General features: G+C 59.7%; 11 protein-coding genes. 3 read left to right on the top strand and 8 right to left on the bottom strand.

The genetic code is table 11. The features are described 5' to 3' along the window. Positions 1 to 189: 189 nt before the first annotated feature. Positions 190 to 2,049 carry a hypothetical protein gene (locus EKH80_RS06735; protein ID WP_126683965.1) on the top strand — a complete coding sequence of 620 codons (1,860 nt, stop codon included), beginning with the start codon at positions 190 to 192 and terminating at the stop codon, positions 2,047 to 2,049. 221 nt (positions 2,050 to 2,270) lie between these two features. Here the strand turns inward: EKH80_RS06735 and EKH80_RS06730 are convergent, their stop codons facing one another. After that, positions 2,271 to 3,095: a ParB N-terminal domain-containing protein gene (locus tag EKH80_RS06730; RefSeq protein ID WP_126683964.1), complete on the bottom strand. Its 825-nt coding sequence runs from the start codon at positions 3,093 to 3,095 to the stop codon at positions 2,271 to 2,273. 192 nt (positions 3,096 to 3,287) lie between these two features. On the opposite strand from EKH80_RS06730, the gene EKH80_RS06725 reads away from it, so the two are divergent. Together EKH80_RS06725 and EKH80_RS06720 are read left to right on the top strand one after the other, a co-directional pair. Then, positions 3,288 to 3,758, top strand: a complete 471-nt coding sequence (locus EKH80_RS06725) for a hypothetical protein (RefSeq protein WP_126683963.1) — start codon at positions 3,288 to 3,290, stop codon at positions 3,756 to 3,758. 347 nt (positions 3,759 to 4,105) lie between these two features. Beyond that, positions 4,106 to 4,651 (top strand): hypothetical protein, encoded by a 546-nt coding sequence (locus EKH80_RS06720; protein ID WP_126683962.1) that lies wholly within the window; start codon positions 4,106 to 4,108, stop codon positions 4,649 to 4,651. Positions 4,652 to 4,739: 88 nt separating this feature from the next. On the opposite strand, the gene EKH80_RS06715 is transcribed toward EKH80_RS06720, so the two are convergent. Genes EKH80_RS06715 through EKH80_RS24385 form a run of 7 tightly spaced genes read right to left on the bottom strand, consistent with a single transcriptional unit; the run spans position 4,740 to position 13,161 of the window. Beyond that, a complete protein-coding gene (locus EKH80_RS06715; protein WP_126683961.1) occupies positions 4,740 to 5,756 on the bottom strand; it encodes a diguanylate cyclase domain-containing protein in 1,017 nt (338 codons plus the stop codon). Continuing rightward, positions 5,753 to 6,790: a chemotaxis response regulator protein-glutamate methylesterase gene (cheB, locus tag EKH80_RS06710; protein ID WP_126683960.1), complete on the bottom strand. Its 1,038-nt coding sequence runs from the start codon at positions 6,788 to 6,790 to the stop codon at positions 5,753 to 5,755. Before cheB ends, EKH80_RS06715 begins: the two co-directional genes overlap by 4 nt. Beyond that, positions 6,787 to 9,027: a hybrid sensor histidine kinase/response regulator gene (locus EKH80_RS06705; RefSeq protein WP_126683959.1), complete on the bottom strand. Its 2,241-nt coding sequence runs from the start codon at positions 9,025 to 9,027 to the stop codon at positions 6,787 to 6,789. The genes cheB and EKH80_RS06705 overlap by 4 nt, the downstream gene beginning before the upstream one ends. An 11-nt stretch (positions 9,028 to 9,038) precedes the next feature. Next, on the bottom strand, positions 9,039 to 9,749 hold the full coding sequence (locus EKH80_RS06700) for a chemotaxis protein CheW (protein ID WP_126683958.1): 711 nt from the start codon (positions 9,747 to 9,749) through the stop codon (positions 9,039 to 9,041). A 1-nt stretch (position 9,750) separates the two neighbouring features. Continuing rightward, positions 9,751 to 11,016: a CheR family methyltransferase gene (locus tag EKH80_RS06695; RefSeq protein WP_158628782.1), complete on the bottom strand. Its 1,266-nt coding sequence runs from the start codon at positions 11,014 to 11,016 to the stop codon at positions 9,751 to 9,753. Then, on the bottom strand, positions 11,013 to 11,474 hold the full coding sequence (locus EKH80_RS06690) for a chemotaxis protein CheW (protein ID WP_126683956.1): 462 nt from the start codon (positions 11,472 to 11,474) through the stop codon (positions 11,013 to 11,015). The genes EKH80_RS06695 and EKH80_RS06690 overlap by 4 nt, the downstream gene beginning before the upstream one ends. A 46-nt stretch (positions 11,475 to 11,520) precedes the next feature. Further along, positions 11,521 to 13,161, bottom strand: a complete 1,641-nt coding sequence (locus EKH80_RS24385; protein WP_126683955.1) for a methyl-accepting chemotaxis protein — start codon at positions 13,159 to 13,161, stop codon at positions 11,521 to 11,523. Positions 13,162 to 13,453: the final 292 nt, after the last annotated feature.

The raw sequence follows: 13,453 nt of genomic DNA, 5'->3' as shown, positions 1-13,453 counted from the left end.
CCGAGCAGTGCTACCCCATTTCACAAAAAATTGAACCTGGCCGCACGATGGCCAGCTCTTGCGAAAGCGCGTATCGTACGCTGGCGCATATGCCAAATATGCGTACTTGCGCGAACGCTCATCCACCGCCCAGTCGGCGTTCAGCAGGGGGGCGCGGTCACCTAACGTAACAGACAGGAGACCGGCAATATGAAGACTCGACTGCTTATCGCAGTGGCGGTGATGGCGTTTACTACCTGCGCCATGGGGGCGACCCCAACCACCCTCAAGCTGCAACGAGGGGGCACCACGGTACCCACGACTACCGCTGTTGGGGGGGCGCCACTGACGAACCTGGAACTGGATCCGGCCATGACCGGCGGTGATACCCATGATGCCCCATTGGGCCAGGGTCTCGGCCTGGGAGCGCAGCCGCTGGTCAATCGCAGCATCGCTCATGGCCACGCGGGCAGCAACAGGATGGGCAGTGCCACGCGCACCAAGTCGAACCCCCAACTTTTGGGCGGTTTCAACGGCCTCGACTTCTACGACACGCGTTTCGCCAATGGCGGCAACCAGTTTTCGGTGGAACCGCCTGATCAAGGCTTGTGTGCTGGCAACGGCTTCGTCATGGAAAGCGTCAATGACGTGCTGTCGATCTATGACCGCGCCGGCAATAAACTGGTAGGGCCGGTCGATCTCAACACTTTCTACGGCTACCCGGCGGCGATCAATCGCAGCACTCTTGAGTACGGGCCCGAGCTCACCGACCCTTCCTGTTACTTCGATGAGAGCACGCAGCGTTGGTTCCAGCTCATATTGACGCTCGACAATATTGGCACGACGTCGTCTTTCGCTGGCACCAATCACCTGGACCTCGCGGTCAGCCAGACCTCCGATCCTACCGGTGGCTGGATCATCTACAAGTTGCCGGTACAGAACAACGGCACGCAAGGCACCCCGAATCACGGTTGTCCGTCCGGGTTCTGTCTGGGCGACTATCCCCACATGGGCGCGGATGCCAACGCGATTTACCTGACCACCAACGAGTTCGATTTCTTCGGCTCAGCCTTTATCGGAGCGCAGATCTACGTCGTCTCCAAGCATGCGCTGGCGTCGGGCGCAGCATCGGCGAATGTGGTGCTGTTCAACACCGGCAGTCCGCTCGTCTCGGTGGTCGGATTTGCGGTGATGCCGGCTCGTTCGTCGGGTGGGCATTTCGTCAGCTTGCATGGTGGAACCGAGTACCTGCTCAGTTCGGACGCCGTGTTCAGCAGCCAGGGCACGTCGAACAACATCTGGATGTGGTCGGTGTCGAACACGCGGGCTATCGATACCATGCCTCAGAACTTGAGACTGAACTTCTCATTGGTGACCGTGCAGCCCTATGCCGTGCCGACCAGTATGGCCCAGCAGAAGGCCGGCAGTACGCCCTTGCTTGACTGCTTTGCGACCAGCTGCGCGCCGACCTTTCTGGGCTATCCGACCAATGTCTATCCCGGACCGCGGGCGTTGGGGGTAAATGACTCGCGCATGGAGCAGGTGAGCTTCGCCAACGGCATGCTCTGGGGCACGCTGGACACCGACGTCTTGCTGGCTGACAGCAGCCATGGTTCGGGCATCAATTACTTCGCCATCAATCCGAACTCCGGCGTCGTCTCCGTCAACGACACGCTGTCCCTGCCGGATGCGAACCTGACCTACGGCGCGGCGGCCGTCACGCAAAGAGGAAACGGCGTCATCGCGTTCACCGTAGTTGGCCCCAACGAGTATCCGAGTGCCGGCTACGCCGGCCTGGATGCAAAGGTAGGCGCCGGCCCGGTGCATATCGCCGCGGCGGGAGTCGGTCCTTGGGATGGCTTTACCGGCATTCCCTTCTTCGGCAGCGGCCCGCGCTGGGGCGACTACGGTGCCGCTGTGGTCGATGGCACCAGGATCTGGATCGCATCCGAGTTCATCGCGCAAACTTGCACCCTGACCGAATATCTGACCGCTCCCATTGGGCAGTGCGGTGGTACGCGTGGTTCTTTGGGCAACTGGGGGACACGTATCTCGGCCATCAGTCCCTGAGCCTTCGCGCGCTTTCTTGAATAGCGTGTATTTGCTCCCTCCCCTACGTGTAGTAGGGGAGGGTTGGGGTGGGGTGAAGCAATCTCGCGGTGAACTCAAACACTGCAGCAAGCTCGTGCAACCCCACCTTGGCCCTCCCCTGCAAGCAGGGGAGGGAATTTCCTATCGCGCAGCTGAACTTCGACGCTGATCAGATAGGTCTAGTAGGGGAGGGAGTTGCTTCACGCCGACGCTGTCCGCAAATCCGCTAGCTCCTTGCGCAGCGCTGCGTTTTCTTCCTGCAATTCGGCCACTTGCCGGCGAAGTTGCGTGAGTTCGTCGACACCGTCATCGACGCTTGCCTCGGGTGAAGGCGTGATCGGCTCCTTGGCGGCCGTTGGTTTGCGCTTGGATTCGCGCACTCGCCTGGCCACTTCCTTCAGTTCCTTGCTTCCCGCCAAGGCGGCCTCGCGCTGTTCCTCTTCCGGAAGGCTCGACACAGCAGCTGCGGCATTGATCGAGATCACGCCTGAGCGTACGGCCGCCACGACCTCGGGCGCCGCTTGCTTCTGGATCTTTTCGATCAGCGCCACTTGATTGCCGCTGAGCTTGGCCTCGCGCGCGAGCGCCTCACGGCTGGGTGGCCGCTCGGTGGAGGCCGTGGCGGAGGCGGCCGGCTCGTCGGCCGAAATGGGCTCGTCCTCGGTGGTGGGCGCAGGGGCCGTTGGAGCCTGGGCGGCGGATCGTTGCGCCAGGATCTCGCGCTTGCGCAGCGCCAGCACGCCGCGCTGAAAATCCGACACGCTGCGCCGCCCCAGGTGCTGGTCGATCATCCACAGATGCACGTCTTCGATCGACTGGAACCGAGGGTTTTGCACGGTCTGGAACGGCAAGCCGTGCTGCTGGCAAATGCCGTAGCGATTGTGGCCATCCACCAAGACATTGCCCCACAACACCAGGGCATCGCGGCAGCCCTCCGTAAGCAGGCTGCGCTCCAGCGACTCGTGTTCCTCCGCGGTCAGGGGATCGATATAGGCCTTGAGTTCTTGGTTGACGACGATGTCCATCAAAGTCCGCTTGGGTCCGGCTTCAGCAGAAAAGGGCGCGCATTGTAGTGCGTCAGGCCGGGAAGGAACACCGTATCAGAGGCTCCCTAGGCGCCAAGGATGAGGCTGATTAAAATGACGTGCAGCCACGGATTTCAGGGGACGACATTGACTGACAGGCGCTTTTATGAAGAGGCCGAGAGAGAGACTCTCATGGGCCACATTGATCAGGCGTTATGGTCCAAGGTGGAAGGCGAACTGCCCGAAGCGAATAGAGCCATTCGTCAGGCAAAATACATCCAGTTGCGCGCTGAGATGATGGAGAATATCCATCTTCGCGTGGAAAGCTTGAAGAGTGCGCGCAAAACGCCGCGATCGACCGCGTTCGTCCCGTCATCCGACGATACGCCCCATGATGAAGCGTCGGATGATACGTCACCCCTCAAATGGTCCCGCCGTAAATGGTTCCTTGTTGCAATCGCCATCCTGGATGCCCTTGCCCTGGCGATCCTTGTCGACTACGGCGTACATTTACCCGATAGTGCGCCCATGGCTAAATATGTCGTAACCATGATTGGCTTTATAGCCTTGATGGTGGTCTGCTTTTACGTCAATCGCTCGCTTGGATGGCTTGGAAGTTGGCGCCCGTCGTGGCTCGAATCATGGCTTGACGACCTTTTTTGATGCGAAGGGCCATTCAGCGCCCCAAACACTGCTGATGGCGCTCACTACCGCCCTTTGAGTAGGCTGGGATGATAATCCCAGCTTCCACCCGGCATTCGGTTGCTGGGATTGCCATCCCCGCCTACTGGTCGTCATGCCGGGCACGTGGAATGGATCAAAACTTCCCCAGGCATAGAGCTGATAGACTCCGGGCGACGTCTGCTCAGGCTTTGTGTGCGCGCTGCCGAACATCGAGGGTACGGGCTACTTCTTCATTCGAGTTACCCCGGCGATGTTTGCGGCCTGGTGCAGGTTGGAAATGGACACGTATCCCCATCGATGCGTCAATACCCAAGCCGGAGTGCATTATGTCGCACGTACAAACGACAAGTTCCTTAGTAGCGCATGCAAGAAGCATAGCCAATCTCAAGTTTCAGAATAACAGTGGCAGTCCCAATGCCGACAAGGTATGCGCCGTCGCGCTGGATCTGAGCAATCTGAACAACCATTACGCGTTGTTTTCGGGAGGCCCGGGATTTCAGGAGCTGACCAGCATCGTAAGCAACGGCAGCAGCCCTGGTGCGGCCAAAGTGACCATTACGTCAAGGCTTGAAGCCTTCCTCCGCTCCAAGGCGGGAGGTGGCTTCAGCGATGACCAGATCAAGCACAAAGGTTACGACCCGCATGGGCGCGGCGCGATGAATTGTGCAGAGCCCAAGATGTACTACCTGCTGAGATATCAATTGAACCAGTCGCTTCGCAACTGGGTACTGATACCGTTCAACCAGAACCAATCGCAAATCCTCTACAACCCACCCTGCAAGAACTGCCGGCGCTGGGTCTACCAGCACTTTCATTACCTGTCGGCGTGGGTCGCGAGAAACCAGGCGGGAATGAGTGCCTTGGTGAAGTAGGGGGGCTACGCTGCTTGCGCTTGCCGGCGCGTCCGCCACCTATGGCGTAGGCTGGGATGTTAATCCCAGCTTCCCGCATCGCTGCATGTCAGCCACGCACGATCACGCGGTTTCTGCCACCCCGTTTGGCATCGTAAAGCGATTCATCCGCCGCCTGGATGACCGATGGAAAGCTGCTGTCGGCGGTGGGTATCTGCGACGCACCACCAACGCTGACGGTCACGATCGTGGCTACGGAGGATTCGCGATGGGGTAGGGCGGCACGCTCCACTTCGGCGCGTATTTTTTCTCCCATCACCCGTGTTTCGTCAGGAGAGGAGGGTGAAAGCACGACGGCGAATTCCTCGCCACCGAAGCGGGCTGCAAGATCCGTGGGACGGCGGCAGGAATCCTGGATGATGTTGGCGAGTTTCTTCAGCACCTCATCACCGGCCAGGTGGCCGTAGTGGTCGTTGTAGCGCTTGAAGTCGTCCACATCGATCATCAGCACCGAGAGCGGTTCGCCTTTTCGCCTGGAACGCCGCCATTGGATCTCCATGAACTCGTCCAGGTAGCGGCGATTGCTGAGGCCGGTAAGGCCGTCCACGTGGGTGAGGCGCTCCAGCTCCAGGTTTTTTTCCACCAATTGGCGCTGGCTTTCATGCAAGGCGCGATACGCTTCGTCGCGCTGGATCTGGTTCAAGTAGGCCCTCGAATGATGCCTGATGCGCGCCACCAACTCGATGCTGTCCGGCAACTTCACCAGATAATCGTTGGCACCGAGCGAAAAAGCCTCGCTTTTCACCGCGGGCTCTTCCGTGGTGGAAAGCACGATGACCGGAACACCCTTGAGCGTCGGGCTGCTTCGGTATTGCGTCAACAACGCCAGGCCGGTAACGCCGGGCATGACCAGGTCCTGCAGGATGACGGTGGGCTTGACCTGTTCGGCCACGCTCAGCGCCTCGAACGGGTCAGGGTTGAAATGGAAATGGATATCCGGCTGGCCGATCAAAGCGCGGCGGATGGCTTCGCCGATGATGGGCTGGTCGTCGACCAGCAGCACCATGATCTTGTAGTCGTCCCGTGCGATCGTGGGCGGGGATACAGCATCTTCACGTGCGGTCATGCTCCTATCCCCTGGTGGACGTCTTGAAAGCCCGTGCCGATCAATTCGATCAGGCGGGGCGCTATGCGATCCAGCGGCAGTACTTCGGTCGCCGCATCCAGCGCCGCTGCCGCTTTTGGCATGCCGTACACCGCGCTGGTGGCCTGGTCTTGCGCAATGGTGTGGCAACCTTTGTCCCGCAGGGACTTGAGCCCAAGCGCGCCGTCGCGCCCCATGCCGGTCAGCAATACGCCGACGGCTTTGCCGGGCCAGTGATAGGTAATGCTCTCGAAGAATACGTTGATGGATGGGCGGTAGGGATAATCACGCGGTATGGGCGTATAACCGACCAGCTGCGTATCTTTCAGTTGCAGATGATCGCCGGTCGAGGCCAGCAGCACCGTGCCGGCGAGGGGTTGGTCTCCTTCCATCGCTAGCCGTACCGGCAAGGTCGAATGCTGGTTCAACCAGTCGGCCAGGCCCGGTGCAAACTGCGGATCGACGTGCTGGATCACCACGACGGCCGCCGGAAAGTGGGCGGGCAGGGCTGCCAGGACGGCCGATAGCGCTGCCGGACCTCCCGCCGAAGCACCGATGGCAACCAATTGCCGTGCGGGCGCATGGTTCGATGTTCGGCGTCGCAGCGCTTGGTCCGCGCGTTTTTCTCCGATGAGCCTGCCGATGATCGCGACTTTCGCCATGAGTGGCGCGACGCGGCCCGATTCCATGGACTCGAACGTCGGGGTATCCACGGCATCCAGTGCACCCCAACCCATCGCGTCGAACACGCGTGAAGCATTGGCGCCGACATTGCCGGTAACGATCAGGATGGCGCAAGGCGTGGCGGCCATGATGCGGCGCGTGGTTTCCACGCCGTCCATCCCGGGCATAATCAGATCCATGAAGATCAGGTCGGGCGTGTCTTTCGCACATAGCACGACGGCATCTTCACCGTTGAACGCGATCCAGGCGATCTGGTGTTCCCGTTGGGTGGCTACCGCTCGACGCAGTGCTTCTACCGCAAGCGTGGAATCGTTGACGATGCCGATCCTCATGCGTTTGCCTCGCCGATCAAGTCGATCACCGCTTGCAGGAGCGAGTCGTCATGGAAACTGCCCTTGGTGAGGTAGTAGTCCGCACCGGCTTCCAGGCCGCGCAGGCGATCTTCCTCACGGTCCTTGTAGGAAACGATTAACACGGGAATGTCTTTCAGGTGAGGATCGCGTTTTATCTTCGCCACCAGTTCCATGCCGTCCATGCGAGGCATGTCGATATCCGTGACCAGCATGTCGAAGCGGCCCGTGCGGATCGCATTCCATCCATCCATGCCGTCGACGGCGACTTCCACCTCATAGCCGGCACCATCCAATAGACTGCGCTGGAGTTCGCGGACAGTCAGCGAGTCGTCGACTACCAGCACCCGACGGCGCTTTGCAGTGGTCGAGTTGTCTTCACGGTGAAGCCGGCTCAAGCGTTGTTCGGAAATAAGCTTGTCGATGGACTGGACAAGTTCATCCGTGTCGACGATCAACACGGGCGAGCCGTCTTCGGTCAACGCGCCGGCCGCAATGTCCTTGATCTTGCCTAGCCGTGGATCGAGGGTGCGCACGACCAACTCATGTTCACTGAGCAGGTGATCTACGACGAGTCCATAGGCTTGTCCGGTATGGCCAACTACCACTACGGAAAGCTCGTCATCGCGGCTAGTTGCTGCATCGCCATGCAGCACTTGACGTGCGCTAATCAGGCCTACGGCGTCTGCGTTGAGCATAAAAAACTGGCGGCCTTCGAGCAGTTGAATGGCCTCGCTCGTCAACTTCAGCGTACGATGGATGGCGCTCAAGGGAAACGCGTAGCGTTCGCCATGAATGTCGACCAGCAATGCCCGCACCACGGAAAGGCTCAATGGCAACTGCAGCTGGAAGCGCGCCCCTTCGCCGGAAGAGGTGGAAATGTGCACCTTGCCCCGCAAGCGCTTCACCATGTCCTGCACCACATCCAGCCCGACGCCACGGCCGGATATCTCGGTGACGCTGTCCCGCATGGTGAAGCCGGGAAGGAACAGGAATTCCAGCAACTCTTCGTCGGAGAGCCGCCCTGCCATTTCGGCTGTGGTCAAATTGCGCCGTACTATCGCCTCGCGCAGTCCCGGCAGGCTGATGCCGCGGCCATCGTCTGACACACTGATCATCAGCATGCCGTTGTTGTGGCGCGCTTCCAGGCGGATGGTGCCTTCGGCGGCTTTGCCAAGCGCAATGCGCTCGTCCGGCAGGCAGATGCCGTGATCGATCGCATTGCGGATGAGGTGTCCCAAGGGTGCTTCCAGTTTTTCCAGCACTTCGCGATCCACCTGGGTCGATTCGCCGACGATCTCCAAGTGCACCTGCTTGCCAAGCCCGCGCGCCACATCGCGCGCCATGCGTGGCAAGCCACGCACACCATCGGCGAAGGGCAGCATTCGGCAGGTCACAGCTTCGTGATACAGACGATTGGCCAGGTCGGAGGACCGGTAGGCGAAGTTCTCCAATCCGACGAGGTTATCGGCGAGCAACTCTTGAGAACGCGCGATATGATCGTGCAAGGTCTCCAAGACTTGTGCGTCACGCTCGTTCAGCATCTGCGTAGGCAGGGAGTGATGAAGTTCTTCCATGGCCTTGCGCGCGCCATAGTGAAGCCGCTTAAGCTTGAGCAGCGAATCGACGAAGGGCCTTAGCTGGCGCGAATCCACCAGCGCTTCGCCGGCTAGGCCGAGCAGCCGGTTCAAGTGATTGGCGGTAATGCGCAGTGCTTGCTCACGCGAATCCCGTGCATCGCCGGCAGCGGTTGCCACGGCAGACGGAGCGATCGCGTTGGATTGGCTTTCAGCGGCAGGTTCCTGTGGCGCTGCCGTGATCGCTTCGTCGGCGATGAAGGATGAGGTGAGTAGGCCGCGCGAGTCGGCCAAATGAGCATCGACTTCCGCATGAAGCTCGCTGGTCCAGCGAACGAGATGGGACTCGGCGGTATTGGCGATACGATTGAAAAGATCCAGGCCCCGCAACAGCACGTCAATGTGCGGCTGCTTCAAGCGCAGCGTGCCGTGCTGTGCGGCTACGAAGATGTCTTCCATCGCATGCGCTACATTGACGCCCGCGGCGATGTCGACAATGCGCGCCGCTCCCTTCAGGGAATGGGCGGCACGCATGCAGGCCTCCAACTGCTCGGGTGCGCTCGAGTCGCGCTCCAACGCAAGCAGTCCGGAAGTAAGAACCTGTACCTGGCTTTCGGTCTCCAGGCGGAACAGATCCATCATCGACAGCTGGCTCAGGTCGTGGCTAATGTCAGGCTCCGGTTGATGGTGAAGAGCAGCAGCTGATCGTCAAGCAGGCCGGCGGATCGGCCCTGCCACGTAACAATGGCCTTGACATAAGTGGATGCCGCTTTGGCCAGCGTCGATGGCACATCACCGAAGTCCGCCACCCGGAAGCGTCCCACTTCGTGAATTTCATCCACGGGAAAAGCGGTGTGCGTTCCTTTGTGTTCGATCACCAGCATTCGTTCGTTCAGCATGTTCTGCTTGTCGCCTTTTTTCTTCGGGGTCGCCTCCAGGCCGAGCAAATGCAGCAGCGAAGCGCAGACCACCAATTCACCACGGATATTGGTGATTCCAAGAATGACGCCATCGCGTCGATGAGGAATGGCATGGATCATCCGGTGCCCGACTACTTCCTTGAACGTCCTCGTTGGCAAGGCCAGCAGTTCGCCGCCGGCACGAAATATCACCAGTGAGAGAACTTCCGCTTCTTCCGTCGACGTGGGCGCCTGCGCAACCAGCGGTGTCCAGAACGACAGGTGGTCGTTCGGCAAGGGCGCATCGAGCAGTTCGGCGGCGGCGGCGGCGTAGACCGGGCAATTGCGACAATGCACGTGCTGCACCAAAGCCGCGCAACTGTGGTCGCCGCGAACGCCGATGCTGTTCCAGCATGCGTCGATATCGGCGCGTCGCATAACGGGTGCTTCGGTGTCCGTGACCATCTCATCGCCCCGGTTGACGAGTCAGACGTTTCAGTCGTCGTTGCATGGCTTGCGCGCCCGTGGCATCACCCTGCTTCTCCAGCAGCAGGGCCAGATGCGTCATGGCTTCGTAATGGTTGGGGTCCAGATAGAGCGCTTTGCGAAAGTAAGGTATGGCATCCCTGGCGTTACCGGCCGCTTGCCGTATCAGGCCCATCAGGTGACAGGTCCATGCGGACAGGCCGTGCGCCTGAATATGCGCCTCGCATGCTTTTGACGCTTCGTCCAAATGACCTTGATCCGCAAGGCGTGTGATGGCATCCCTGCTGTCCGGCGGCATCGACACCGCTGGCTGCCGCTCAATGGTTGGCCGCGTGGCGGGAGCGTGTCGCGATGGTATCGACGGCCTGGTCGCAGCCGGTGCTGCGCGTTGTCGAACGAGGTCGTCCATCGACTTGCTTACCGCAACTGGCGCCTTGGCGGCTGGCATGGAGGAGGGCGGCCGGAACACAAAGGCGTTGGCGATCTTCGCGGAAATGAAACGGTGGCTGAGCAACACTCCGCTTTCGGCAGGGCCGATGAAAAGATAGCCTTCCGGCTTGAGCAGGCGCAGCAGCACTTTGATACAGGCTTCCTGCGTTGCACGATCGAAATAGATGAGTAGGTTACGGCAGAAGATGACGTGGTAGATTGCCTCGCCTGGAAAAAAGTCGGAGCCCAGCACGTTACCCAGCTGAAAACGCACGGCCTGGCGAATTCGATCGTGCAGATGCCAAAAGGTGCCGACCTGCTCGAAATGAGTCTGTCGAAAGCCCAGGTCGCCGCTGCGGAAAGAGTTGGCTCCGTACACCGCGGACCTGGCCAAGGCGAGCGATCGCGTGCTGATGTCGACCGCATCGATGACAAATCGATCGAGGGGAAAGCCACACTCAAGCAACGTCATGGCGATCGAGTAGGGCTCTTCCCCGGTCGAGCAGGGCAGGCTCAGCAGTCGCAACGTATCGCACTGGATGGCATTTTGCAGATGGCCGTCGCGGACCACGCTGGCCAACGCTCGATAGACTTCCTTGTCGCGGAAGAACCACGTCTCGGGCACCACCACGGCTTCGATCAATTCCTGCAGTTCATGGGCAGACGCATTGAGCTGTGCCCAATACACTTGGTGGTCCGAGAGCCCGCTTGCCGACATGCGTTCCTGCGTGGCCCGTGCGACAGCCGAGCGCCCGATCGATGCAGCGTCCAGACCCATGGTGTCCTTCAGCAATTGCTCGATCGCCTCAAGCGTCATGGCGCCGGCGCTCCTTGCGTGAACAACCGGCTTCGCGCCTCTTCGGAAAGCAAGCGGTTCGGCTCGACCCATTGGATGAGCCCGTCGTCGTCCGAACAGACCGGGCCAAGATAGCTGGCGCCATCCTGGCGAATACCGGCCGACACGAAATCCGCAGGGTCTCGCTGCAGCGTTTTAGTGGCGTGTTCCACCAGCAGGCCGAGCAATCGATCGTCGCCCATGGGCGCATAGCGCACGAGAACGATGCGGGTGCTCAGCCTGATCGCGGCCGGTTGCCGCAGAGCCAACTGGCTCACGTCGAATACGGGCACAGGCCACCCTCGATAATCGATCAAACCGGCGATACCGAACGGCCCATGAGGCACCTGTTTCATCCTGACAAGAGGGATGACTTCGGCGATCCGAGCGGTTTCCAGAACGTATCGATCTTGCCCAATGCGAAACAGGAGGAAGAGCATGGCACCTTCCCGATCGAACTCAATGGCAAATGGAGAGCATGGTCGTTCAATCCGCGACGGCCAGCTTGAAGCGCGAAATGCCGTTACGCAAGGTGTGCGAGGTTTGATTCAGTCCATCGATGGCCGTGTTTGACTGGCGTAGGGATTCCACGGTCTGTTGCGCGGCCTCGCTCAGTTGAGTCAGTGCCTGCGTAATCTGCTCGGCGCCATTGGACTGCGCCTGCATGCCTTCGTTGACAGCTTCGATGCGCGGTGCGAGCGCCTGCACCTGCTGGATGATCTGCATGAGTTGACCGCTTACCCGCTGAACTTCGTGCATGCCGCGCCGCACTTCTTCGGAGAACTTGTCCATGCCCATGACGCCTGCCGACACGGCGGACTGAATCTCCTTGACCATCAGCTCGATATCGTAGGTCGCCACCGCCGTCTGGTCGGCAAGCCGGCGAACTTCGGTGGCTACCACCGAGAAGCCGCGGCCATATTCGCCGGCTTTCTCCGCCTCGATGGCAGCGTTCAGCGAAAGCAGGTTGGTTTGATCGGCGACCTTGGTAATGGTGGTGACGACCTGATTGATGTTGCTCGCCTTCTCGCTCAATACGGCAAGCTTTCCGTTGATCGTCTTGGCCGCGTCCATCACGTTATGCATGGTCTCTTCCATTTGCACGAGACCTTCGTGACCTTCGCCCGCCAATTGCGCCGATGCCTCCGCGACATCGGCCACCTCGCCGAGGGTCGTGACCAATTCCCTCGAGGTTGCGGATATCTCCTTTGAGGTGGCGCCTATTTCGACGGTGGTGGCGGCAATTTCGCTGGCGGTAGCCTGCTGCTCCTTGGCCGTTGAAGCAATTTCGGTGGCGGATGTGTTCAGCAGGATGCCGGAGGCTTGCACCTGGCCAACCAGTGAAGAGAGATCTTCACTCATGCGATTGAAGCCGTCCGCCAGTTCACCGAATTCATCCTTGCCCTTCAAGTGCACTCGACTGGAAAGATCGCCGACTCGGATTCTTTCGACTGACCGCAGCAATTGGGCCAGTGGCGTATTGATGGAGCGTGTAATCCAAAGGATCAGCATCACGCTGATCGCAAGGCTCAGCGCAACCAGCGACCAGATGTTGGTTCGGGTGTTGTCGTAGGCCTGATCGACCAAGCCCCGTTCGTTCTGAACGACGGCGGTTTCGACATTGGTCAAGTTGTATAGCTTGTCGATCACCTTCAACTGCGCAGGACGGATTTCCCCAAGAAGTTTGGATTTTTCGGTTTGGATTTGCCCCGTCTCGGCCAGATGCAGGTATTCCCGCTCCAGCGGAAGATAGGCTTCATCGGCTGCGATGACCTCGGCAAGCGCCGCCCTACCTTGCGGCGTAACAATGCGGGCCTTCAGCTGCTCTCGAAATTGGCTACGCTTGGCCTGGCTTTTATAGACCGCTGCGATCTCGCTTTGAATTTCCCCGGGTGTTTCGAGAATAAGAATGTTGTGGGTATGTCGTGCAGCCTGTAGTTGCTCGATGACCCAGTCGCCGGACGTCATCAGATTCGAAAGCTTCGTGACGCTGAGATCTTCGAATTCCGCATGCATGGAAGACAGGCGCCACAGTGCGCTGCCGGCGACCAGGCAAGTAAGCAGGAGCGCTGCGCCAAAAGCGATAACCAGCCGATGCAGGACCTTCAGCTTGTCGAGCTGCTTCATTGCTTCCCCCGTCAATGTGGCAGTTCACGCGTTTGGAATTGTCTTGGTATCGTACCGATTACGTTGCGATGCAACATTTTGTGCACGTAATATGCACGCAGTCGTGTGATTTTTTTGACAAGACGAGCCGCCCGGTCATGGCGGTATTCGCACGGTTTTCCCCATGACGCTTTGGGGCGGCTCTGTATGCGCGTCTTGCCGAACGTAGGCTGGGATGGCAATCCCAGCATCACGCGGCGGTAGGCAAGCCAATGCTGGGTTTCTCAACCCTTCACGAGCCCATCGTGGAGAA

Origin of the sequence: Dyella choica (assembly GCF_003977665.1) — a bacterium.
Lineage (GTDB): Bacteria > Pseudomonadota > Gammaproteobacteria > Xanthomonadales > Rhodanobacteraceae > Dyella_B > Dyella_B choica.
This window is presented reverse-complemented; position numbering and strand designations above follow the sequence as displayed.